A 24,907-nucleotide genomic window follows, 5' to 3' on the forward strand; every position below is an offset into this window, starting at 1 on the left:
GCCCCATCCGGCTCGTGACTTACACCTCGTAATCCATCTCTTCTTCACCGTGTAGCGGTATCAGCTGGACCTTTTGCACGCGATGATTTTCCACCTGCAGGGTTTTTAGCCGATAGTCGCCAACCTGAACTTCCTCCCCGGTTTTCGGGATGCGCTGCAAATACTCCATTAACAGCCCGGCAATGGTGTGATACTCACGCTTTTCGTCTAACGGGATAGGGACGTACTGCACCAGGTCTTCCAGCGGCATATGTCCGTTAGCGGTCCACGAACCATCGGCGTTTTTCTGAATATCATGGCGGGCGTCGATTTCCTCTACCTCGTTTGGCAGATTGCCGGCGATGGTTTCCATCACATCACTCAGCGTCACAATCCCTTCGACGGAACCAAATTCATCGGCTACAAACGCGAAATGCGTGCGGGCATTACGGAACTGCTCAAGCGCAGGAAGCAGCGGCAGAGTTTCTGGGAACACCAGCGGCTGGCGAATCAATACGCGCAGGTCGAGCGGCTCGCCGCGCAGAGACTGTTGCAGCAAATCGATGACATGCACCACGCCCAGCAGTTCCTCCTGCTCGTCTTCGCCAGTGACCACCAGACGCGTATGCTGGTTTTTTTCCAGTAAGGCGCGGATTTCTGCTTCGGGCGCATTGAGGTCGATATGTTCAATATCGTGGCGCGAGGTCATGATACTGCTGACGGTACGCTGATTGAAGTTCAGCACACGTTCAATCATCCGCCGCTCCTGAGGCGCAAAAATTTGACCTTCATGATGATCCGCCAGCATCGCCACGGTTTCGGCATCCAGTTCAGCATCTTCTTTTTGCCCGCTCAGCAGTCGCATTACCGCCTCGGCGGTGCGCTGGCGCAGAGTATGGTTGGCTGAGAGGAAGCGACGACGGTTAAAGATAGCCAACTGGTTCAATGCTTCGATCATGACCGAGAAGCCGATGGCCGCGTACAGGTAACCTTTCGGGATATGGAAACCAAACCCTTCGGCCACCAGACTGAAACCAATCATCAGCAGGAAGCTCAGACACAGAATAACAATAGTTGGATGGCTGTTAACAAAGCGCGTCAGCGACTTGCTGGCCAGCAACATCAGGCTGATGGCAATAATGACTGCCGCCATCATCACCGCCAGGTGATCGACCATGCCAACAGCGGTAATGACGGAATCCAGAGAGAAGATGGCGTCCAGCACCACGATCTGTGCGACCACCCCCCAGAACTTAGCGCCTTTACGCTGGGTGGGGTTATCGCTGTCTTTCCCTTCCAGCCGTTCGTTGAGCTCCATAGTGGCTTTAAACAGCAGGAAGAAACCACCGAACAGCATGATCAGATCGCGGGCGCTGAAGCTGAGATCGCGAATGCTGAACAGCGGCGTGGTCAGCGTTACCAGCCAGGATATTGATGCCAGCAGCAGCAGGCGCATAACCATCGCCAGCAGTAGCCCGGTAATACGCGCCTTATCCCGCTGGGCAGGAGGCAATTTCTCCGCGAGGATGGCAATAAAAACAAGATTATCAATGCCAAGAACAAGTTCGATCACGATTAACGTGACCAGTCCGGCCCAGATTGACGGATCGGCAATCCATTCCATAGTAAATGCTATACCCATAGTTGTATGACAATTGTCACAATTCGATCATGGGTAAAACTGGCGAAAAATGCAATGGCGAGAAGGGATTTCTCTGTCGGTTATATCAGAACAAACGCAGGATAATAGCCTTAATGTAACTACAGGAAATGATTTTATTAATCTAAACATATTTAGGAAATATCGCAGGTAGAATATTTCTATATCAATATTGTCAATATCAATAAAATCCTAAAAATATATAAACCCGACGCTTAATATTAATCTTAAAAGCCGGGTATCGGCGGTTTGTTATCTTGCCTGATATTCGCATAGCTGCAACAATTCTTGCGGTAATAATCAAAAGATAAATATTTCCTCATCAATCAGTGACGCCATTCCCGATGCGTTAACGCTGTAAAAGTGATGAAAATAAAGGAGAAGATAAAAATCTAAATTAATCAGTGCATTGGTAGCTAGTGAAGCCAGGGGCGGTAGCGTGTCTGGAAGCCTGAAACAAGCCTAAATTATTCTGTCAAGAGACCGCAGATGAATACATTTTTTTAGGACTGATGCCAGTTAAATTCCATTTCAATTAACGGCAAGGTAAATACGTACAGGCGAAGTCGCTATTTAGATTGCATGTGATAAATACTCTGCCAAAGTGATAAATAATCAATGATGAAATCCAAACTTAAATTGATGCCAGTATTGGTATCGGTGATCTTGATAAACGGTTGTACCGTGCTTCCGGGCAGCAATATGTCTACGATGGGCAAAGATGTGATTAAACAGCAGGACGCTGATTTTGATATCGATCGCATGGTGAATGTTTATCCACTCACGCCACGGCTGGTCGAACAATTACGTCCTCGACCAAATGTTGCACAGCCTAATATGTCGCTGGACCAGGAGATTTCCGGATATCAGTACCGGGTCGGCCCGGGGGATGTCCTGAATGTGACCGTCTGGGACCATCCTGAACTCACCACGCCAGCCGGGCAGTACCGTAGCTCAAGCGATACCGGCAACTGGGTGCAGCCTGATGGCACCATGTTTTACCCCTACATCGGCAAAGTCAGCGTGGTAGGGAAAACGTTGGCAGAGATTCGTAGTGATATTACCGGGCGCTTAGCGAAGTACATTGCTGACCCGCAGGTGGACGTTAATATCGCCGCTTTCCGCTCGCAGAAGGCCTATGTCTCCGGGCAGGTGAACAAATCCGGCCAGCAGGCCATCACCAACGTGCCGCTTACCGTTCTCGATGCCATTAACGCCGCTGGTGGTCTCACCGAGGCAGCAGACTGGCGCAACGTTGTGCTGACTCATAAAGGGCAGGAGCAACGTATTTCACTGCAAGCGCTGATGCAAAATGGCGACCTGAGCCAGAACCGTCTGCTCTATCCTGGCGACATTCTGTTTGTTCCGCGTAATGACGATCTGAAAGTCTTCGTCATGGGGGAAGTGAAAAAACAGAGCACCCTCAAAATGGACTTCAGCGGCATGACGCTTACCGAAGCGCTGGGCAATGCCGAAGGTATTGACCTGACCACCTCCAACGCCAGCGGCATTTTCGTTATTCGACCATTGAAAGGCGAGGGCGGGAACAACGGCAAGATCGCCAATATCTATCAGCTTGATATGTCCGATGCGACGTCGCTGGTGATGGCAACATCATTCCGACTTCAGCCATACGATGTGGTGTACGTCACTACCGCGCCGGTTGCTCGCTGGAACCGTTTGATCAATCAGTTGCTGCCGACTATTAGCGGTGTTCGCTATATGACGGACACGGCCAGCGACCTTCACAACTGGTAATCATCATGTTTAACAAAATCTTAGTTGTCTGTGTGGGGAACATTTGCCGTTCCCCGACGGCAGAGCGCTTGTTAAGGCAATTTCACCCGGCATTGACGGTCTCTTCTGCCGGTCTTGGGGCGTTGGTGGGGAAAGGCGCGGATCCGTGCGCTATTAGCGTGGCGCAGGCGCACAACCTGTCCCTGGATAATCATTGTGCCCGGCAGATCACGGGACGAATGTGCCGGGAGTATGACCTGATCCTGACCATGGAAAAGCGCCATATCTCTGCCCTGTGTGAAATGGTGCCGGAGATGCGCGGCAAAGTGATGCTTTTTGGTCACTGGGATAGCGAGCGCGAAATTCCCGATCCGTATCGTAAAAGCCGTGATGCGTTTGACGCGGTGTACGCATTACTTGAACGGTCTGCCCGCCAATGGGCTCAGGCACTGAACGCAGAGCAGGGAAAACAATGACAGAAAAAGTAAAACAGTCTGCTGCGCCGGTAACGGGCAATGATGAAATCGATATTGGCCGTCTGGTCGCAACGGTGGTGGAAGCCCGCTGGTGGGTACTTGGCATTACCGCGGCTTTTGCATTGTGCGCCGCGGTCTACACGCTGTTCGCCACACCCATCTACAGTGCGGACGCGCTGGTGCAAATTGAGCAAAATACCGGAAATTCACTGGTGCAGGATATTGGCTCGGCGTTGTCGAACAAACCTCCGGCCTCGGAAGCGGAAATTCAGCTCATTCAGTCACGACTGGTATTAGGGAAAACGGTAGACGATCTCAACCTCGATATCGCCGTAACCAAAGATACGTTCCCCATTTTTGGCGCGGGCTGGGACCGGCTGATGGGCCGTCAGAACGAAACGGTTAACGTGACCACCTTCACGCTGCCAAAGGCAATGAATGAACAGACCTTCACGCTCAATGTGCTGAATGACACAAGCTATCAACTGGTGAGTGACGGGGGTTTTAGCGCCCGGGGGCAAGTCGGCAAGGTGCTGGAACACGATGGCGTGACGATGCTGGTTGAGGCGATTCATGCCAGCCCGGAGAGCCAATTTACCGTCAGTAAATTCTCCACGCTGGGCATGATAAACACCCTGCAAAATAATCTGATGGTGGCGGAAACAGGCAAAGATACCGGCGTATTAAGCCTGACCTTTACCGGCGAAGACCGCGAGCAAATCCGCCAGATCCTCGACAGTATTACCCGCAACTATCTGCAACAAAACGTGGAACGTAAATCCGAAGAGGCCGCCAAAAGTCTGGCGTTTCTGGCAAAGCAGTTACCCGAAGTGCGTAATCGACTGGACGTTGCTGAAAACAAGCTGAACGCCTTCCGTCAGGATAAAGATTCCGTGGATTTGCCGCTGGAAGCCAAAGCGGTGCTGGATTCGATGGTGAACATTGACGCTCAGCTGAATGAACTGACCTTTAAAGAAGCGGAGATTTCCAAGCTGTTCACCAAAGCGCATTCGGCGTACCGCACGCTGCTGGAAAAACGCCAGGCGCTGGAAGATGAGAAAAGTAAGCTGAACGGGCGCGTAACGGCAATGCCGAAAACGCAGCAGGAAATTGTTCGCCTGACGCGTGATGTGGAGTCCGGTCAGCAGGTCTATATGCAGTTGCTGAACAAACAACAGGAACTGAAGATTACCGAGGCCAGTACAGTCGGCGATGTGCGCATTGTCGATCCCGCGATTGCCCAGCCAGGCGTACTGAAGCCGAAAACGGCGCTGATTATTCTCGGCAGTATCATTCTTGGATTGATGCTTTCCGTGGTGGGCGTACTGCTGCGTTCTCTGTTTAATCGCGGTATTGAAAGCCCACAGGCGCTGGAAGAGCATGGTATCAGCGTGTATGCCAGTATTCCGCTGTCTGAATGGCAAAAAGCACGTGATAACGTTCAGACCATTAAAGGTGTGAAACGCTACAAGCAAAGCCAACTGCTGGCCGTGGGGAATCCAACCGATCTCGCGATAGAAGCGGTCCGTAGTCTGCGTACTAGCCTGCATTTTGCCATGATGCAGGCGCGTAACAACGTATTAATGCTGACCGGCGTCAGCCCGTCGATTGGCAAAACATTTGTCTGCGCCAACCTCGCGGCAGTCATTAGTCAGACCAACAAACGCGTGCTGTTGATCGACTGCGACATGCGCAAAGGCTATACCCACGAACTGCTGGGGACCAATAACGTCAACGGCCTGTCTGAGATCCTCATCGGCAAGGGGGATATTTCATCCAGCGCCAAACCGACATCGATTCCGCATTTTGATCTGATCCCTCGTGGTCAAATTCCGCCCAATCCTTCCGAGCTGTTGATGAGCGAGCGCTTTGGCGAACTGATTGCCTGGGCCAGCGCGAACTATGACCTGGTACTGATCGACACCCCACCAATTCTGGCGGTGACCGATGCGGCTATCGTGGGGCGCCACGTCGGAACCACGCTGATGGTAGCGCGTTATGCGGTCAATACGCTGAAAGAGGTGGAAACCAGCCTGAGTCGCTTCGAACAAAACGGCATTCAGGTGAAAGGGGTGATCCTCAACTCTATCTTCCGCCGCGCCAGCGGGTATCAGGATTACGGCTACTACGAATACGAATACACGTCGGATTCGAAATAACTCACAGCAACGCATATCGAATGTAGGCCTGATAAGCGTAGCGCCATCAGGCAACTTTTTTTGGAAACGAAAATGACCACAGAAAACCCGCTAATTTCAATTTATATGCCAACCTGGAACCGCCAGCAGCTGGCCATTAGGGCGATTAAATCGGTGCTGCGCCAGGACTACCCTCACTGGGAGATGATCATTGTGGATGATTGCTCCTCCTCATATGAGCAGTTGCAGCAGTTTGTTGAGGAACTCAACGATCCGCGTGTGTCGTATACGCATAATTCCACCAACTCCGGGGCCTGCGCGGTGCGTAATCAGGCCATTATGCAGGCCAACGGGCAATACATTACGGGGATTGATGATGATGATGAATGGACGCCGAACCGCCTGAGCGTATTTCTCAACTATCGCCATCATCTGGTCACGCGGGCGTTTCTGTATGCCAATGACTATGTCTGTGAGGGCGAAGTGTATTCGCAGCCGACCAGTCTGCCGCTCTATCCGAAGTCCGTTTATTCACGTCGCAGGTTTTATAAGCGCAACATCATTGGTAATCAGGTATTTACCTGGGCATGGCGGTTTAAAGCATGCCTGTTCGATACCACGCTGAAAGCGGCGCAGGATTACGACATCTTTCTGCGCATGGTGGTGGCGTATGGCAAACCGTGGAAGGTCAAAGAGGCGACGCAGATCCTGCATGTCAATCACGGCGAGATGCGTATTACCTCATCGCCGAATAAATTCTCCGGCTACTTTCAGTTTTACCGCAAGCACAAAGGCAAATTTGACCGGGCCAGCAAGAAATATCAGCTGTTTACCCTATATCAGATCCGCAACAAACGGATGAACTGGCGCACGCTGCTGACGCTGCTTTCTGTTCGCAACAGTAAGCGTCTGGCCGACGGACTGCGAGGACGCTAATTATGCTGGAAGATTTACGCGCGAACGGCTGGAGTCTGCGCCCCTGCTGTATGGTGGCGGCCTATCGGATTGCCCATTTTTGCTCCGTCTGGCGTAAAAAAAACATCTTAAACAACCTGTGGGCCGCCCCGGTGCTGGTGATGTACCGCCTTATTACCGAATGCCTGTTTGGCTATGAAATTCAGGCTGCTGCATCAATCGGTCGTCGTTTCACCATCCATCATGGTTATGGGGTGGTTATCAATAAACACGTGGTGGCGGGGGATGATTTTACCCTACGCCACGGCGTTACCATCGGCAATCTTGGCACCAACGATTTGTCCTGCCCGGTCATCGGTAACAGCGTTGAGCTGGGGGCCAATGTCACTCTGCTTGGCGACGTTGCTATTGGCGATAACGTGACGATTGGCGCCGGGAGCGTCGTGGTGGATAGCGTTCCGGCCAATACGCTGGTCGTGGGCGAGAAGGCACGGGTGAAGGTAATAAAATGAAGATATTACAGTTTAATGTGCGACTCGCAGAAGGTGGGGCGGCAGGCGTGGCGTTAGATTTGCATCTGAGGTCGCTGGAAAAAGGGCTGTCGTCACGGTTTGTCTATGGCTATGGCAAAGGCGGTAAAAAAAGTGTCAGTCATGCGAAATACCCGCAGGTTATCAAATATACGCCGCGCCTGACGTCGGCGGCGAACATTGCGTTGTTTCGTTTCGCGAACCGCGACATGTTCGGCAATCTCGACAAGCTATATCGCACGGTTACCCGCACTAACGGCCCGCTGGTACTGCATTTTCATGTGTTGCACAGCTACTGGTTGAACCTGGAAGAGGTGGTCTCCTTTTGCCAAAAAGTGAAGGCGCATAAACCGGATATCACCTTCGTCTGGACGCTGCACGATCACTGGAGCGTGACCGGGCGCTGTGCCTTTACCGATGGCTGCGAAGGCTGGAAAACGGGCTGCCAGAAATGCCCAACGCTCAGCAACTATCCGCCGGTAAAAATCGATAAAGCCCATCAGCAGCTGCCCGGTAAGCGGCAGATGTTTCGCGCCATGCTGGCGCTGGGTTGCCAGTTTATCTCGCCCAGTCAACATGTGGCCGACGCATTCAACAGCCTGTATGGCGTGGGACGCTGCCGTATTATCAATAATGGCATTGATGTGGCAACTGAAGCCATTCTTGGCGAACTGCCCGCGATGCCTGCGGAGAGCGGTCGGCCGAAAATTGCCGTGGTGGCTCATGACCTGCGCTATGACGGCAAAACCAGTCAACAACTGGTGCGAGCGATTGCCGCGCTTGGGGACAAAATTGAGCTGCATACCTTCGGCAAATTTTCTCCATTTGCGGGAGATAACGTCATCAACCACGGTTTTGAGAGCGATAAGCGCACGTTGATGAGTGCGCTTAACCAGATGGATGGACTGGTGTTCAGCTCCCGTGTCGATAACTACCCGCTGATTCTGTGCGAAGCACTTTCCATCGGCGTACCGGTAATTGCTACACACAGCGATGCCGCGCAGGAAGTGCTGGCTAAATCAGGCGGCAAAACGTTCAGCGAAGCGGATGTATTGCAGCTGGTGCAGCTGAAAAAATCAGACATTGCGCAGGCGGTATTTGACACGTCCCTTACCGCGTTCAGCCAGCGCAGTCGGGTGGCATACAGTGGGCAACAGATGCTGGAGGAATATGTCTCGTTCTATCAGAATCTGTAGCTATCTGGTGCTACCGCTGCTTTATCTGCTGGTTAACGTCAAACTTGCCCAGCTTGGCGAGAGCTTCCCGATAACCATCGTCACGTTCTTGCCCGTTCTGCTATTGCTGTTTGTCGAGCGCATCAATATCAAAAAATTAATGATCGCACTGGGCGTGGGGGGCGGGCTGACGGCGTTTAACTACCTGTTCGGTCAATCACTGGATGCCAGCAAGTACGTAACGTCAGCGATGCTGTTTGTTTATACCGTGGTGATTATTGGCATGGTGTGGAGTATTCGCTTCAAAACCATTTCACCGCATAACTATATTAAGATTTTGCGTTTTTTCTGGCTGGTGGTGGGGCTGGTGGTGGGGTTAGCTGCGGTTGAAATGGCACAGATAATTCTCAGCGGCGGCAGCAGTTTAATGGAAGTTATTTCGAAATATCTTATTTACAGTAACAGCTATGTTCTGAACTTTATTAAGTTTGGTGGGAAACGTACCACCGCACTCTATTTCGAACCGGCATTCTTCGCTCTGGCGTTAATCTCAATTTGGCTCAGTATCAAACAGTTTGGTATCAAAACACCTAAGTCCGATGCTATGATTCTGGCAGGGGTAATATTATCAGGATCTTTTTCAGGGGTAATGACGTTTATTTTGTTTTATCTCCTGGAGTGGGCATTCCAGTACCTGAATAAGGATGCGATAAAAAAGAAGCTACCGCTGGCGATAATCTCATTAAGCGTGTTTTTAGTTGGGGTGATATTTGCTTTTCCGTACATCGCAACGCGGCTTGGTGATTTAGGAACTGAAGGTTCGTCATCGTATTATCGTATCGTAGGACCATTGGTGATGGTCGGTTATTCATTACTGAATGTTGATGGCGTAGTGAGATTTGGCTCACTTTATGAATACGTCGCGTCATTCGGAATTTTTAACGGTGCAGATGTCGGTAAAACAATAGACAATGGTTTGTATCTGCTGATTATTTATTTTTCATGGTTCGCGGTGATATTAGCCCTATGGTACATGGGGAAGGTCATGAAAATGATGGTTAATGCGTTTGGCGATAATCAGAATTATCGGGTGCAGCTTTATCTTTTTACGCCGTTGTCCCTGTTTTTTACAGGTTCAGTATTTAGTCCGGAATACGCGTTTTTAATTGTGTGTCCGTTTATATTGCGCAAGGCGCTGAATATCGCGAGGTAACTCACATGCTGCTCAGTATCATTACCGTCGCCTTTCGCAATCTGGAAGGGATCGTCAAAACTCACGCATCGCTGGCACATCTGGCGCAAGCGGGTGATATCAGTTTTGAGTGGATTGTTGTTGATGGCGGCTCCTCGGATGGTACGTCGGCGTTTCTTGAAGGACTCAGTGGGGAACACCGGTTAAGGTTTGTCAGCGAGCCGGATAACGGCATCTATGATGCGATGAACAAAGGCATCGCGATGGCGCGCGGGCGGTTCGCGCTGTTCCTCAACTCCGGGGATATTCTGCATGCAGATGCGGCACACTTTATCCGCCAGCTAAAAATGCAGAGCGACCAAACCATGGTCATTGGCGATGCGTTGCTGGATTTCGGCAATGGCAACAAAATTAAGCGTCGGGCAAAACCGGGTTGGTATATTTATCACAGCCTGCCCGCCAGCCATCAGGCGATATTCTTTCCGCTCTCAGGACTGAATGTCTGGCATTATGATTTGCAATATAAAATATCGTCAGATTACGCGTTGGCAGCCCAATTATACAAGTCCGGTTACGCTTTTAAAAAGCTGAGCGGGTTGGTATCGGAGTTTTCTATGGGCGGAGTGTCAACGACGAATAATCTGGAATTGTGCCGGGATGCCAAAAAAGTACAGCGCCAGATATTACACATGCCAGGTTTTTGGACCGGTTTGTCAGAATATTTACGTCTGCGCACAACCGGTAAAACAAAAACCTTATATGGGAAAACGTAAGGGCACATTATGCAAGATTTAAGCGGATTTAAAGTGCCTGGAGGTTTTCGCGGCGGCGGCGCTATTAAAGTGCAATTATGGTGGGCGGTGCAAGCAACATTATTTCGCTGGTCTCCACAGGTCATGTATCGCTGGCGTGCATTTTTATTACGAATGTTTGGCGCAAAAATAGGAAAAAACGTAGTCATTCGGCCTTCAGTAAAAATTACTTATCCGTGGAAACTAACCCTGGGCGATTATGCCTGGGTGGGTGACGACGCGGTTTTATATACGTTAGGTGATATTACGATTGGTGCCCACGCGGTTATTTCGCAAAAAAGTTATTTATGCACCGGGAGTCATGATTATGCCAGTCAACATTTTGATATTAACGCCACGCCGATTGTGGTTGGCGATAAATGCTGGCTGGCGACAGATGTCTTTGTCGCGCCTGGCGTGACGATTGGCGATGGCACCGTCGTTGGAGCACGAAGCAGCGTATTTAAATCGCTGCCAGCAAATGTCATTTGTCGGGGAAATCCCGCAGTAGTCACGCGCGAACGCGTCGAGAAAGTTACTCCCTGAGGGGATCACTGAAGAGGTTATAACATGTCAAAAGTCGCTCTCATTACTGGCGTAACCGGGCAGGATGGTTCTTACCTGGCAGAACTCCTGCTGGAAAAAGGGTACGAAGTACACGGTATTAAGCGTCGCGCTTCATCATTCAACACCGAACGTGTGGACCACATCTACCAGGATCCGCATTCAGGCAATCCCAAATTTCATCTGCACTATGGCGATTTGACCGACTCCTCCAACCTGACCCGTATTTTACAGGAAGTCCAACCGGATGAGGTCTATAACCTGGGCGCCATGAGCCATGTCGCGGTGTCGTTTGATTCACCGGAATACACCGCAGACGTTGATGCGATCGGCACCTTGCGTTTGCTGGAGGCGATCCGCTTCCTTGGTCTGGAGAAAAAGACCCGTTTTTATCAGGCGTCCACCTCTGAGCTGTACGGTCTGGTACAGGAAATCCCGCAGAAAGAGAGCACGCCGTTCTATCCGCGCTCGCCGTATGCCGTTGCCAAGCTGTACGCCTACTGGATAACCGTCAACTACCGCGAGTCTTACGGGATGTATGCCTGTAACGGCATTCTGTTCAACCACGAGTCTCCGCGCCGTGGCGAAACCTTTGTTACTCGCAAAATTACCCGGGCGATCGCCAACATCGCTCAGGGGCTGGAGTCTTGCTTGTACCTGGGCAACATGGATTCACTGCGCGATTGGGGGCATGCCAAAGATTACGTCAGGATGCAGTGGATGATGCTGCAGCAGGATAAGCCGGAAGATTTCGTGATTGCCACCGGCGTGCAGTATTCCGTGCGCCAGTTTGTAGAAATGGCGGCCGCTCAGCTGGGGATTAAATTGCGCTTTGAAGGTGAGGGCGTGAATGAGAAAGGCATCGTGGTTTCTGTGACCGGACACGATGCGCCGGGGGTGAAACCCGGGGATGTCATGATTGCCGTTGATCCGCGCTACTTCCGTCCGGCTGAGGTGGAAACGCTGCTGGGCGATCCGGCCAAAGCCCATGAAAAACTGGGCTGGAAACCGGAAATCACACTGCGCCAGATGATCTCGGAAATGGTTGCCAACGATCTTGATGCGGCGAAGAAACATTCCCTGCTCAAGTCGCACGGTTACGAGGTCGCTATCGCGCTGGAGTACTAAGGATGAAGACACAACGTATTTTTGTGGCGGGCCATCGCGGGATGGTGGGGGCCGCCATCGTCAGACAATTGTCGCAGCGAAATAACGTAGAGCTGGTGCTGCGTACCCGCGACCAGCTTAATCTGCTGGACGCCGGTGCGGTGCAGGCGTTCTTCGCCACTGAACACATTGATCAGGTTTATCTGGCGGCGGCAAAAGTAGGGGGGATTGTGGCAAACAATACTTATCCTGCTGATTTTATTTATGAAAATATGATGATTGAGAGCAACATTATTCATGCAGCGCATCTGCATAACGTGAATAAACTGTTGTTCCTCGGGTCATCCTGTATTTATCCCAAGCAAGCTACCCAGCCAATCGCCGAAAGTGAACTGTTGCAGGGGACACTTGAACCGACCAATGAGCCGTATGCGATTGCCAAAATTGCCGGTATCAAGCTGTGCGAATCGTATAACCGACAGTATGGCCGTGATTATCGCTCGGTGATGCCGACCAATCTGTACGGACCGCATGACAACTTTCATCCGAGTAATTCGCATGTGATCCCGGCGCTGCTGCGCCGCTTTCATGAGGCTCTCGAGCAAAATACGCCGGATGTGGTGGTGTGGGGAAGCGGGACGCCAATGCGTGAATTTCTGCATGTCGACGATATGGCGGCGGCCAGTATCCACGTGATGGAGCTGGCTCAGGAAGTGTTGCAGGAATATACCCAACCAATGCTGTCGCATATCAACGTGGGCACCGGTGTGGACTGCACCATCCGTGAACTGGCCCAGACCATCGCGCAGGTTGTGGGTTACAAGGGGCGCGTGGTGTTTGACGCCAGCAAACCGGACGGCACGCCGCGCAAATTGCTCGACGTTACGCGTCTGCATCAGTTGGGCTGGTATCACGAGATATCTCTGGAAGCGGGGCTTGCCAGTACATATCAGTGGTTCCTTGAAAACCAGCAGCGTTACCGGGGGTAAGCATGTTTTTACGTCATGAGGATTTTGCCACCGTTGTACGTTCAACCCCGCTGATTTCCATCGATTTGATCGTGGAAAACGCCCACGGCGAATTTCTGCTTGGCAAGCGCCTCAATCGTCCGGCGCAGGGGTATTGGTTCGTGCCCGGTGGTCGGGTGCAAAAAGATGAACCGCTGCGCGCAGCCTTTGAGCGGCTGACTGAAGCTGAGCTGGGGTTACGTTTACCGCTGTCCGCTGCAGAGTTTTACGGGGTCTGGCAGCACTTCTATGACGACAACTTTTCCGGGGAAGATTTCTCAACGCATTACATCGTGCTGGGATTTCGTCTGCGGGTGTCGGAAAACGACCTACAACTGCCTGACATTCAACATGACGCGTACCGCTGGCTGGCAATTGAAGAGATTCTGACCAGTGACCATGTGCACGACAACAGCCGGGCTTACTTCCGTGAGAAGAGTCAGGCCGGAGTACCCGGGCTATGAAGATCCTTGTGTATGGCATCAACTATTCGCCGGAGTTGACCGGTATCGGTAAATACACCGGTGAAATGGTGGAGTGGATGGCGCAACAGGGGCATGACGTACGGGTGATCACTGCGCCGCCTTATTATCCGCAGTGGAAGGTCAACGGTCGCTACTCATCCTGGCGCTACCGTCGTGAAGAAGGCGATGCCATCGTCTGGCGTTGCCCGCTGTATGTACCTGAGCAGCCTTCTACGCTCAAGCGCGTGCTGCATTTAGGTAGTTTCGCCCTGAGTAGTTTCTTCCCGTTGCTGGCGCAGCGCCGCTGGAAACCGGATCGCATCATTGGGGTAGTGCCGACGCTGTTTTGTACGCCGGGCATGCGCCTGCTGGCGAAGCTGTCCGGGGCGCGCACGCTGCTGCATATTCAGGATTACGAAGTCGATGCCATGCTGGGGCTTGGTATGGCGGGCAAAGGCAAGCGTGGCGCGGTGGCAAAACTGGCCAGCGCCTTTGAGCGCAGTGGGCTGTTGAATATGGATCATATTTCGACCATTTCTCGCTCAATGATGAATAAAGCGCAGGAGAAGGGCGTTGATGCACAGAAGGTCATTTTCTTTCCGAACTGGTCAGAAGTAGCGCGTTTTCGTGACGTGAACGATGCCGATGCTCTGGCGTTGCGCCAGCAACTGGGCTTGCCTGATGATAAAAAAATCATTCTCTACTCAGGCAATATCGGTGAAAAGCAAGGGCTGGAGAGTGTGATCGACGCAGCGGCCCTGTTGAGCGAACAGCCCTGGCTGTTTGTGATTGTCGGGCAGGGCGGGGGGAAAGCGCGGCTGGAGAGTATGTCTAGTGAACGCGGCCTGAACAATGTGATGTTCTTTCCGCTGCAATCTTATGACGCGCTGCCTGCGCTGCTCAAGATGGCGGACTGCCATCTGGTGGTACAAAAGCGCGGTGCGGCGGATGCCGTATTACCCTCCAAACTGACCAATATCCTCGCCGTTGGCGGTAACGCGGTGATTACCGCCGAACCGGAGACCGAGTTGGGTCAGCTGTGTGACGCTCACCCAGGCATCGCGGTGTGTGTCGAACCTGAATCAATGAATGCGCTGGTTGGCGGGATTCAACAGGCGTTAACCATGCCAAAAGTGAACACGGTGGCACGTGAGTATGCCGAACGCACGTTGGATAAAGAAAACGTGCTGAGCCAATTTATTGCAGATATTCGGGGTACATGATGAGTCAAACCAAACTCTTTCCGGTGGTGATGGCCGGTGGCTCGGGTAGCCGTTTATGGCCTCTGTCCCGCGTGTTGTATCCAAAGCAGTTCCTGTGCCTGAAAGGCGACCTCACCATGCTGCAGACAACGATTTGTCGTCTGAACGGCGTGGAGTGCGAAAGCCCGGTGGTTATCTGTAATGAACAACACCGTTTCATTGTGGCGGAACAGCTACGACAACTGTACAAGCTGACTGAGAATATTATTCTCGAACCCGCCGGGCGCAATACGGCACCGGCGATAGCACTGGCCGCGCTGGCGGCAAAACGTCAAAGTCCGGGGGAAGATCCACTGCTGTTGGTATTGGCGGCCGATCACATGATTGCCGACGAGGAGGCATTTCGCGAGGCGGTTCGCAATGCAATGCCCTACGCCAGCGCGGGTAAGCTGGTGACGTTTGGTATCGTGCCGGACCAGCCGGAGACCGGCTATGGTTATATACGTCGCGGCGAGGTTTCGCCATCCAATACTGACGCCGTGGCTTTTCAGGTGGCGCAGTTTGTTGAAAAGCCCAATCTGGAAACCGCGCAGGCTTACGTGGCGAGCGGCGACTACTACTGGAACAGCGGTATGTTTCTGTTCCGGGCCGGGCGCTATCTGGAAGAACTGAAAAAATATCGCCCCGACATTCTTGAGGCCTGCGAAAACGCCATGAGTACGGTTGACCCCGATCTTGATTTTATCCGCGTTGATGAACAGGCGTTTCTCGCCTGCCCGGAAGAGTCTGTGGACTATGCGGTAATGGAACGTACGGCCGATGCGGTGGTTATGCCCATGAACGCAGGCTGGAGCGATGTTGGCTCCTGGTCATCATTGTGGGAAATCAGCGCCCATACCGCTGAAGGCAATGTGCATCATGGTGACGTCATTAGCCATAAAACGGAAAACAGCTACGTGTATGCCGAGTCTGGCCTGGTGACGACCGTCGGGGTGAAGGATCTGGTGGTGGTGCAGACCAAAGATGCGGTGCTGATAGCCGATCGCAACGCGGTGCAGGACGTCAAAAAAGTGGTGGAGCAAATTAAAGCTGACGGACGCCATGAACACCATATTCACCGTGAAGTTTACCGTCCATGGGGCAAGTACGACTCTATTGATGCCGGAGACCGTTACCAGGTGAAGCGGATTACCGTTAAACCCGGTGAGGGATTGTCCGTGCAGATGCATCATCACCGGGCTGAACACTGGGTTGTGGTGGCTGGTACCGCGAAGGTGACAATCAATGACGACATTAAACTGCTCGCTGAAAACGAGTCTGTCTATATTCCGCTGGGGGCGACCCATTGTCTGGAGAACCCGGGGAAAATCCCGCTCGATCTGATTGAAGTGCGCTCCGGATCTTATCTCGATGAGGATGATGTGGTGCGGTTTGCGGACAGATACGGGCGTACCTGATGCCGGATGCGCTGCGCTTATCCAGCCTACAACACCGTAGGCCCGATAAGCGAAGCGCGCCGGAAAATGCATTTAACACTCATTAAAAGGCTCATTAAGAGTCAGGGCCTCCTGTTGCCTGAAGAAGGGTAAATTATGACGAAATTAACCTGTTTCAAAGCCTACGATATTCGCGGCAGGCTGGGCGAAGAGCTGAATGAAGATATCGCGTGGCGTATTGGCCGCGCTTACGGCGAGTTCCTGAAGCCAAAAACCATCGTCCTCGGCGGCGATGTGCGCCTGACCAGCGAGACGCTGAAGTTGGCGCTGGCGAAAGGACTGCAGGATGCAGGCGTGGATGTGCTGGATATTGGTATGTCGGGCACCGAAGAGATTTATTTTGCCACTTTCCACCTGGGCATTGACGGCGGTATTGAAGTCACTGCCAGCCATAATCCGATGGATTACAACGGCATGAAGCTGGTGCGGGAAGGGTCGCGGCCCATCAGCGGTGATACCGGTCTGCGCGACGTGCAGCGCCTGGCGGAAGCCAATGACTTCCCGGCGGTTGATGAGACAAAACGTGGCCGCTACCAGCGCATTACTACCCGTGATGCCTACATTGACCACCTGCTGGGTTACATCAATCCAGCCAACCTGAAACCAATGAAGCTGGTGCTCAATTCCGGCAACGGCGCGGCAGGTCCGGTGGTTGACGCCATTGAAGCCCGTTTTAAGGCGCTGGGCGTGCCGGTCGAGTTCATCAAAATTCACAACATGCCGGATGGCAACTTCCCCAACGGTATTCCCAATCCTCTGCTGCCGGAATGCCGGGCCGACACGCGCAATGCAGTGATTGAACACGGCGCGGATATGGGGATTGCCTTCGACGGTGATTTTGACCGCTGCTTCCTGTTCGATGAAAAAGGTCAGTTCATTGAAGGCTACTACATTGTCGGCCTGCTGGCGGAAGCGTTTCTGGAGAAGAATCCGGGGGCGAAAATTATCCACGACCCACGCCTGTCCTGGAACACCGTGGATGTGGTGACGGCGGCAGGCGGTAAACCGGTGATGTCTAAAACCGGGCACGCGTTTATCAAAGAGCGGATGCGCCGTGAAGATGCCATTTATGGCGGTGAAATGAGCGCGCACCACTATTTCCGAGATTTTGCCTATTGCGACAGCGGAATGATCCCGTGGCTGCTGGTGGCGGAGCTGCTGTCTCTGAAAGGGCAGTCGCTGGGCGAACTGGTTCGTGACCGGATGGTGGCCTACCCGGCGAGCGGAGAAATAAACAGTACGCTGGCAGAGCCGACGGCGGCGATTGCGCGCGTGGAGCAGCATTTTTCCCGTGAGGCGTTGTCGGTGGACAGAACGGACGGTATCAGCATGTCGTTTGTCGACTGGCGCTTTAATTTACGCTCATCCAATACCGAACCGGTGGTGCGCCTGAACGTGGAATCGCGCGGAGATATTCCGTTGATGGAAGCGCGAACGCGCACTCTTCTGGCGTTACTGAATCAGTAATGCTGGTGCTTCCTTTGCCCGATGCTGGGCAAAGGGTGACTAACAGGAACCACGATGACACATCTAAAAAAGCGCGAACGCGCCAAAACCAATGCGTCGTTAATTTCGATGGTGCAACGCTTTTCAGATATCACCATCATGTTTGGCGGGTTGTGGGTAATCTGCGAATTAAGCGGTTTGCCTTTCCTGTACATGCACCTGCTGGTGGCGCTGATCACGCTGGTCGTTTTTCAGATGCTCGGTGGCATAACGGATTTTTATCGCTCCTGGCGTGGTGTCAAAATTTCCACTGAGCTGGTGCTGTTACTGCAAAACTGGTCGCTGAGTCTGATTTTTTGCGCAGGTCTGATCGCCTTTAATAACGATTTTGACAACCGTCTCGCCGTCTGGCTGGCGTGGTATCTGCTATCCAGCGTTGGCCTGGTGTTGTGCCGTTCGTTTATTCGCTACGGCGCGGGATGGATGCGCAATCGCGGGTACAACACTCGTCGGGTGGCGGTGGCAGGTGAGCTGCCAGCCGGACAAATGCTACTGGACAGTTTTCGCCATGAACCGTGGCTGGGGTTTGAAGTAGCAGGTGTCTATCACGATCCTATCCCTGGAAAAAACTCCCGCGACTGGGCCGGTAATCTGCAACAACTGGTGGATGACGCCAAAGCCTCACGCATTCATAACGTTTATATCGCCATGTCGATGAGCGATGGCGCCAGCGTCAAAAAACTGGTGCGTGAGCTGGCCGATACCACCTGTTCTGTGATCCTTATTCCTGATGTCTTTACCTTCAACATTCTGCATTCACGGATTGAAGAGATGAACGGCATTCCGGTGGTGCCGCTGTATGACACGCCGCTCTCGGGGATTAATCGTCTGTTAAAGCGCGCGGAAGATATCGTGCTGGCTTCGCTGATCCTGCTGCTTATTTCTCCGGTGCTGTGTGGCATAGCGCTACTGGTAAAACTGACCTCCAAAGGACCGGTGATTTTCCGCCAGACCCGCTATGGCATGGACGGCAAACCGATCAAAGTCTGGAAGTTTCGTTCGATGAAAGTGATGGAAAACGACGCGGTGGTGACGCAGGCGACGCAAAACGATCCGCGCGTTACCCCTGTGGGGAATTTCCTGCGCCGAACATCGCTCGATGAACTGCCGCAGTTTATTAACGTGCTGACCGGAGGCATGTCTATCGTCGGGCCACGCCCGCATGCGGTAGCGCATAACGAACAGTATCGCCAACTGATCGAGGGGTACATGTTACGCCATAAGGTGAAACCGGGGATTACCGGCTGGGCGCAAATCAACGGCTGGCGGGGTGAAACCGATACGCTGGAAAAAATGGAAAAACGTGTGGAATTTGACCTCGAATACATTCGCGAGTGGAGCGTGTGGTTCGATATCAAAATTGTTTTTCTGACGGTATTCAAAGGCTTTGTCAACAAAGCGGCGTATTAACATGAGCTTACGAGAAAAAACGCTGAACGGCGCAAAGTGGTCGGCGATTGCCACGGTGATCATCATTGGTCTGGGGCTTATCCAGATGACCGTACTGGCAAGGATTATTGATAACCACCAGTTCGGGTTGTTAACCGTGGCGCTGGTAATCATCGCGCTGGCCGATACGCTGTCTGACTTTGGTATCGCTAACTCAATTATTCAGCGCAAAGAGATTGGCTATCTAGAACTGACCACGCTGTACTGGCTCAACGTTGGGCTGGGTATCGTGGTATGCGTGGCGATGTTTCTGCTGAGCGAGACGATTGCCCATGTGCTCAACAACCCAGAACTGGCACCGCTCATCAAAACTTTATCACTGGCGTTTGTGGTGATACCACACGGGCAGCAGTTTCGCGCGCTGATGCAAAAAGAGCTGGCCTTCAACAAAATTGGCATGATTGAAACCAGTTCGGTGCTGGCCGGTTTTACCTTCACCGTAGTCAGCGCCCATTTCTGGCCGCTCGCGCTGACGGCCATTCTCGGGTATCTGGTGAACAGTTCGCTACGCACGCTGCTGTTCGGCTATTTTGGTCGCCGGATTTACCGTCCGGGGCTGCATTTTTCGCTGGCATCGGTTTCGTCGAATCTGCGTTTTGGTGCGTGGCTGACGGCAGACAGCATTATCAATTACATCAATACCAACCTTTCCACGCTGGTTTTAGCCCGCACGTTGGGAGCTGGCGTGGCTGGTGGATTCAATCTCGCCTGGAATGTGGCGGTTGTCCCCCCGATCAAACTGAACCCGATTATCACCCGCGTGCTGTTTCCGGCGTTTGCCAAAATCCAGGATGACAGCGAAAAGCTACGGGTGAATTTTTACAAGCTGCTGTCGGTGGTTGGGATTATCAACTTCCCGGCGCTGCTGGGACTGATGGTGGTGTCGAATAACGTGGTGCCGCTGGTATTCGGCGAGAAGTGGAACGGCATTATCCCCATCCTGCAACTGCTGTGCATTGTTGGGCTGCTGCGCTCGGTGGGGAATCCAATAGGATCGCTTTTGATGGCGAAAGCGCGGGTTGATATCAGCTTTAAATTCAATGTGTTCAAAACCTTTCTGTTTATTCCGGCCATTTTCATCGGTGGGCATCTGGCGGGGGCGATTGGCGTGACGCTGGGCTTTTTGTTGGTCCAGGTGATTAACACCGTCCTCAGCTACTTCGTGATGATCAAGCCTGTTCTTGGCCCCAGCTACCGCCAGTACATGCTCAGTCTTTGGCTGCCGTTGTATCTCTCCTTGCCAACCCTTGTGGTGAGTTATGCGCTGGGTGTGTTGCTGCATGGGCAACTGTCGTTGGGCGTGTTGTTGGGGAGCCAGATAGCGGCAGGGGCGCTGGCGTTTGCGCTAATGATGGTGCTGTCGCGTCATCCGCTGGTGGTGGAAATAAAACGCCAGCTCTGTCGCAGTGAAAAAATGAAAACCTTGCTCCGTGCAGGATAAGAACAACGCTTTAAGAGGTCATAATGAAACTATTAATTTTGGGCAACCATACCTGCGGGAACCGAGGGGATAGCGCGATCCTGCGCGGTTTGCTGGATACCATTAACGCGTTGCGTCCTGAGACTGAAGTGGATGTTATGAGCCGTTACCCGGTGAGCTCCTCATGGTTGCTGAACCGCCCGGTGATGGGCGATCCGCTGTATTCGCAGATGAAGCAACACAACAACGCAGCGGGTGTTATGGGGCGCGTGAAGAAAGTGCTGCGTCGCCGCTATCAGCATCAGGTACTGCTCTCGCGTGTTACCGACTCCGGTAATCTGCGCAATATCGCTATCGCCCAGGGTTTTACCGATTTTGTTCGTCTGCTGTCGCGCTATGACGCCATCATCCAGGTCGGCGGATCGTTCTTTGTCGATCTGTATGGCGTACCGCAGTTTGAACATGCCCTGTGTTCGTTTATGGCGAAAAAACCGTTGTACATGATTGGTCACAGCGTGGGGCCATTCCAGGATGAGCAGTTTAATCAACTGGCGAACTACGTGTTTGGTCACTGTAATGCGTTGATTTTACGTGAATCCGTCAGTCTTGATCTGATGAAGCGCAGCGCAATTACCACGGATAAAGTTGAAACAGGCGTGGATACGGCCTGGCTGGTCGACAATCATCATGAGGATTTTGAGCCAGGTTATGCGGTACAGCACTGGTTACACATGGCGGCTAAACAGAAGACTGTTGCCATTACATTGCGTGAACTGGCTCCTTTTGATAAGCGTCTGGGGACAACGCAGCAGGCCTATGAGCAAGCCTTTGCCGGAGTGGTGAACCGCATCCTCGATGAAGGTTACCAGGTGATAGCGCTGTCAACCTGCACCGGTATTGATAGTTACAACAAAGATGACCGCATGGTGGCGTTAAACCTGCGCCAGTATGTTAACGACCCGGCCCGATATCACGTGGTGATGGATGAACTTAACGATCTGGAGATGGGGAAGATTCTGGGGGCATGCGATCTGACGGTGGGTACTCGCTTGCACTCGGCCATCATCTCGATGAATTTTATGACGCCAGCCATCGCCATTAACTACGAGCATAAATCGGCAGGGATTATGCAACAGTTGGGGTTGCCGGAGATGGCTGTCGATATTTGCCATCTGCTCGATGGCAGTCTGGAAGGAAAGGTCGCCGATACCCTCGGACAGTTACCTGATCTGAACATACGGCTTGGGGATGCTGTGACACGCGAACGCGAACGCGGGGTACACATGGTGCAGTCGGTTTTAACGCGTATTGAGGGGGAAAAATGAAGATTGGCTTTTTCCTGCTTAAATTTCCGCTCTCTTCTGAGACCTTTGTACTCAATCAGATAACCGCATTTATCGATATGGGCTACGACGTGGAGATTGTCGCTTTGCAGAAGGGCGATCTTGAAAATACGCATGCCTCATTTAATACCTACCGGCTGGGTGAAAAAACGCGCTGGTTGCTCAATGAACCGGAAAGCAAACTGGCGAAGCTGAAATATAGGGCCGCGGCGGCTCTGCACGGTCTCACCCGCGCAGCGACCTGGAAGGCGCTTAATGTTGCACGCTATGGCGAGGAGGCGCGCAATCTGATTTTGGCGGCTATTTGCGGCGGGAATCCGCAGGCGTTTCAGGCAGATGTCTTTATTGCTCATTTTGGGCCAGCAGGCGTAACGGCCGCCAAGCTGCGTGAGCTTGGGATGATCCGCGGAAAAATCGCCACGGTATTTCACGGCGTCGATGTTTCGCATCGGGATGTGCTTACCCGCTATACCCCTGAGTATCAGCAACTGTTTCAACGTGGAGATTTGATGTTACCCATCAGCAATCTCTGGGCCGGACGTTTAAAAAACATGGGATGCCCGCCGCAAAAAATCACGGTTTCGCGGATGGGTATTGATATGACGCGTTTTACCCCTCGCCAACTAAAAGCCCCAGCCGCACCGCTGGAAATTATCTCTGTCGCCCGGTTAACCGAGAAAAAAGGACTGCACGTCGCCATCGAAGCCTGTCGTCAGTTAAAAGAGCAGGGCGTCTCATTTCGTTATCGCATCCTGGGTATCGGCCCGTGGGAGCGTCGTTTACGTACGCTGATCGAACAATATCAACTTGATGACGTGATTGAGATGCCCGGCTTTAAGCCCAGTCATCAGGTAAAGGAGATGCTTGAGCAGGCGGATGTTTTTTTGCTGCCGTCGATTACCGGAAGAGACGGCGATATGGAGGGGATCCCGGTGGCGCTGATGGAGGCGATGGCGGTAGGTATTCCGGTGATTTCTACCGTTCACAGTGGGATCCCTGAGCTGGTCGAGTCGGGCAAGTCTGGCTGGCTGGCACCGGAAAATGACGCGCAGGCACTGGCAGAGCGTTTAGCGGCATTTAGCCTGCTCGATAGTGAGCAGGTACAGCCGATTGTGCTGTGTGCGCGCGAAAAAATTGAAACTGAATTTAATCAGTTAGCAATCAATAAACAGTTAGCCAGCCTGCTGCAAACGATGTAAATCGAGGTCGTATGTCAGAGAATAAACTCTCACGCCGTACTTTTCTGACGGCAGGTTCTGCGCTTGTTGTGCTGAATTCTCCCGTGGTCCGGGCGCTTGAATCATCGGATAGCGTCAACATTCAGGATTACAACCCAAAGGATTGGGTCGCTTCTTTCCGGCAGGCGTTCAAAGAAGGACAAACGGTAGTCGTACCAAATGGACTGGAATGTAAGGATCTCAATACCGCTATCGTTATTCCTCCTGGCAAAACGCTACACCTGCAAGGCAGAATCAGCGGCAATGGCCGTGGTCGCTTTGTTCTGCAGGATGGATGCAGGGTAGTGGGTGAGAAGGGCGGGAGCCTGAGGAATGTTACCCTCGATGTGCGCGGTTCGGATTGCGTGATAAAAGGGATTGCCATGAGTGGTTTCGGGCCAGTGACGCAAGTCTATATCGGCGGTAAGACACCGAGGCTGATGCGCAATCTGGTTATCAATGATATTACCGTCACGCGCGCTAACTATGGGATCCTGCGTCAGGGCTTTCATAACCGAATGGATGGCGTAAAGATTACAAACTGCCGTTTTAGCGATCTTCAGGGGGATGCCATTGAGTGGAATGTGGCGATAAACGACAGCAACATCCTCATTTCTGACCATGTCATTGAACGTATTAACTGTACCAATGGCAACGTGAACTGGGGCATCGGCATCGGGCTGGCGGGCAGTACCTATGACAATTCCTATCCCGATGAACTGGCGGTAAAAAACTTTGTCGTGGCGAATATCACCGGTACCGACTGTCGACAGCTAGTCCATGTAGAGAATGGCAAACATTTTATCATTCGTAATATCACTGCACGAAATATTACCCCAGATTTTAGTAAGAAAGCGGGCATTGATAATGCGACGGTCGCTATTTATGGATGCGATAATTTCGTGATTGATAATATCAATATGGAAAATAGCGCAGGTATGCTCATTGGCTACGGTGTTATTAAAGGACGATATTTATCCATTCCGCAGAACTTTAAGTTAAATAATATCCATCTGGATAACACAAAACTTGAATATAAATTACGCGGCATTCAGATCTCATCAGGTAATGCAACGTCGTTCGTGGCCATCACCAACGTTGAGATGAAGCGAGCCACGCTTGAGTTGCACAACCAACCGCAGCACCTTTTTTTACGTAACATCAGAGTGATGCAGCAATCCGCAACAGGACCCGCGCTCAAGATGCACTTCGATCTACGCCAGGATGTGCGCGGCAAGTTTATGGCTAAGCAGGACACCTTGCTATCACTGGCGAATATCCATGCGGTAAACGAAAGCGGGCAAAGTTCAGTTGACATCGATCGGGTAAACCATCAGGTGGTGAATGTCGAAGCGGTGAATTTTCGACTGCCGGGGCAGAGGAGGTAACTTTGCGACCATTCCTGGCAAAAGTTGTACCCGCCTGGGATTAAGATTACTGCATTTCGCAGTTAAGCGGCGTAACATACGCGGCATCGGAGTAATGTAATTCATACTGGCTAAAACAAGCTAAAAAGCTATAATTCAACAACAATTGAAT

The 24,907-nt window shown here is 52.2% G+C and carries 21 protein-coding genes; 20 read left to right on the forward strand and 1 reads right to left on the reverse strand.

Annotated elements, in window-relative coordinates:
• Nucleotides 1-19: 19 nt before the first annotated feature.
• Entirely contained in the window at nucleotides 20-1,603 is a 1,584-nt protein-coding gene (locus tag IB222_RS08385) for a TerC family protein (RefSeq protein WP_149384331.1), read from the reverse strand.
• Between the two features lie 654 nt (nucleotides 1,604-2,257).
• Here IB222_RS08385 and IB222_RS08390 point away from each other — a divergent pair.
• From IB222_RS08390 to wcaM, 20 genes are all read left to right on the forward strand, one after another.
• On the forward strand, nucleotides 2,258-3,397 hold the full coding sequence (locus IB222_RS08390) for a polysaccharide export protein (protein WP_003834266.1): 1,140 nt from the start codon (nucleotides 2,258-2,260) through the stop codon (nucleotides 3,395-3,397).
• Between the two features lie 5 nt (nucleotides 3,398-3,402).
• Nucleotides 3,403-3,852, forward strand: a complete 450-nt coding sequence (gene wzb / locus IB222_RS08395) for a low molecular weight protein-tyrosine-phosphatase Wzb (RefSeq protein ID WP_148361772.1) — start codon at nucleotides 3,403-3,405, stop codon at nucleotides 3,850-3,852.
• Nucleotides 3,849-6,011, forward strand: coding sequence for a tyrosine-protein kinase Wzc (gene wzc, locus IB222_RS08400; protein ID WP_149384330.1), 2,163 nt, complete (start codon nucleotides 3,849-3,851; stop codon nucleotides 6,009-6,011). The genes wzb and wzc overlap by 4 nt, the downstream gene beginning before the upstream one ends.
• 72 nt (nucleotides 6,012-6,083) lie before the next feature.
• Entirely contained in the window at nucleotides 6,084-6,926 is an 843-nt protein-coding gene (wcaA, locus tag IB222_RS08405) for a colanic acid biosynthesis glycosyltransferase WcaA (protein WP_003036760.1), read from the forward strand.
• A 2-nt stretch (nucleotides 6,927-6,928) separates the two neighbouring features.
• Nucleotides 6,929-7,417 carry a colanic acid biosynthesis acetyltransferase WcaB gene (gene wcaB / locus IB222_RS08410; RefSeq protein ID WP_048240725.1) on the forward strand — a complete coding sequence of 163 codons (489 nt, stop codon included), beginning with the start codon at nucleotides 6,929-6,931 and terminating at the stop codon, nucleotides 7,415-7,417.
• Nucleotides 7,414-8,631, forward strand: coding sequence for a colanic acid biosynthesis glycosyltransferase WcaC (wcaC, locus tag IB222_RS08415; protein WP_148361774.1), 1,218 nt, complete (start codon nucleotides 7,414-7,416; stop codon nucleotides 8,629-8,631). Before wcaB ends, wcaC begins: the two co-directional genes overlap by 4 nt.
• The gene (wcaD, locus tag IB222_RS08420; RefSeq protein ID WP_148361775.1) at nucleotides 8,606-9,823 is read left to right on the forward strand and encodes a colanic acid polymerase WcaD; all 1,218 of its coding nucleotides are present in this window, start codon (nucleotides 8,606-8,608) and stop codon (nucleotides 9,821-9,823) included. The genes wcaC and wcaD overlap by 26 nt, the downstream gene beginning before the upstream one ends.
• A gap of 5 nt (nucleotides 9,824-9,828) precedes the next feature.
• A complete protein-coding gene (gene wcaE / locus IB222_RS08425) occupies nucleotides 9,829-10,575 on the forward strand; it encodes a colanic acid biosynthesis glycosyltransferase WcaE (RefSeq protein ID WP_008785198.1) in 747 nt (248 codons plus the stop codon).
• Nucleotides 10,576-10,584: 9 nt separating this feature from the next.
• A complete protein-coding gene (gene wcaF / locus IB222_RS08430; RefSeq protein ID WP_003036750.1) occupies nucleotides 10,585-11,139 on the forward strand; it encodes a colanic acid biosynthesis acetyltransferase WcaF in 555 nt (184 codons plus the stop codon).
• Nucleotides 11,140-11,163: 24 nt separating this feature from the next.
• On the forward strand, nucleotides 11,164-12,285 hold the full coding sequence (gene gmd, locus IB222_RS08435) for a GDP-mannose 4,6-dehydratase (RefSeq protein ID WP_003036748.1): 1,122 nt from the start codon (nucleotides 11,164-11,166) through the stop codon (nucleotides 12,283-12,285).
• 2 nt (nucleotides 12,286-12,287) lie between these two features.
• A complete protein-coding gene (locus IB222_RS08440; protein ID WP_149384329.1) occupies nucleotides 12,288-13,253 on the forward strand; it encodes a GDP-L-fucose synthase in 966 nt (321 codons plus the stop codon).
• A 2-nt stretch (nucleotides 13,254-13,255) separates the two neighbouring features.
• Nucleotides 13,256-13,735 carry a GDP-mannose mannosyl hydrolase gene (locus tag IB222_RS08445; protein WP_148361777.1) on the forward strand — a complete coding sequence of 160 codons (480 nt, stop codon included), beginning with the start codon at nucleotides 13,256-13,258 and terminating at the stop codon, nucleotides 13,733-13,735.
• The gene (gene wcaI, locus IB222_RS08450; RefSeq protein WP_069219550.1) at nucleotides 13,732-14,958 is read left to right on the forward strand and encodes a colanic acid biosynthesis fucosyltransferase WcaI; all 1,227 of its coding nucleotides are present in this window, start codon (nucleotides 13,732-13,734) and stop codon (nucleotides 14,956-14,958) included. Before IB222_RS08445 ends, wcaI begins: the two co-directional genes overlap by 4 nt.
• Complete coding sequence (gene cpsB / locus IB222_RS08455) at nucleotides 14,958-16,394, forward strand: mannose-1-phosphate guanyltransferase (RefSeq protein WP_148362664.1); 1,437 nt, start codon at nucleotides 14,958-14,960, stop codon at nucleotides 16,392-16,394. The genes wcaI and cpsB overlap by 1 nt, the downstream gene beginning before the upstream one ends.
• Nucleotides 16,395-16,529: 135 nt before the next feature.
• Entirely contained in the window at nucleotides 16,530-17,900 is a 1,371-nt protein-coding gene (gene cpsG / locus IB222_RS08460; protein WP_148361778.1) for a colanic acid biosynthesis phosphomannomutase CpsG, read from the forward strand.
• A 54-nt stretch (nucleotides 17,901-17,954) separates the two neighbouring features.
• Nucleotides 17,955-19,349: an undecaprenyl-phosphate glucose phosphotransferase gene (gene wcaJ, locus IB222_RS08465; RefSeq protein ID WP_126317720.1), complete on the forward strand. Its 1,395-nt coding sequence runs from the start codon at nucleotides 17,955-17,957 to the stop codon at nucleotides 19,347-19,349.
• A 1-nt stretch (nucleotide 19,350) separates the two neighbouring features.
• Nucleotides 19,351-20,829, forward strand: coding sequence for a colanic acid undecaprenyl disphosphate flippase WzxC (gene wzxC / locus IB222_RS08470; protein ID WP_148361779.1), 1,479 nt, complete (start codon nucleotides 19,351-19,353; stop codon nucleotides 20,827-20,829).
• Between the two features lie 23 nt (nucleotides 20,830-20,852).
• Nucleotides 20,853-22,133 (forward strand): colanic acid biosynthesis pyruvyl transferase WcaK, encoded by a 1,281-nt coding sequence (wcaK, locus tag IB222_RS08475; protein WP_149384328.1) that lies wholly within the window; start codon nucleotides 20,853-20,855, stop codon nucleotides 22,131-22,133.
• A complete protein-coding gene (wcaL, locus tag IB222_RS08480; RefSeq protein ID WP_149281552.1) occupies nucleotides 22,130-23,350 on the forward strand; it encodes a colanic acid biosynthesis glycosyltransferase WcaL in 1,221 nt (406 codons plus the stop codon). The genes wcaK and wcaL overlap by 4 nt, the downstream gene beginning before the upstream one ends.
• An 11-nt stretch (nucleotides 23,351-23,361) precedes the next feature.
• Nucleotides 23,362-24,756, forward strand: coding sequence for a colanic acid biosynthesis protein WcaM (gene wcaM, locus IB222_RS08485; RefSeq protein WP_149384327.1), 1,395 nt, complete (start codon nucleotides 23,362-23,364; stop codon nucleotides 24,754-24,756).
• Nucleotides 24,757-24,907: the final 151 nt, after the last annotated feature.

Source organism: Citrobacter sp. C13, from assembly GCF_014596815.2.
Lineage (GTDB): Bacteria > Pseudomonadota > Gammaproteobacteria > Enterobacterales > Enterobacteriaceae > Citrobacter > Citrobacter portucalensis.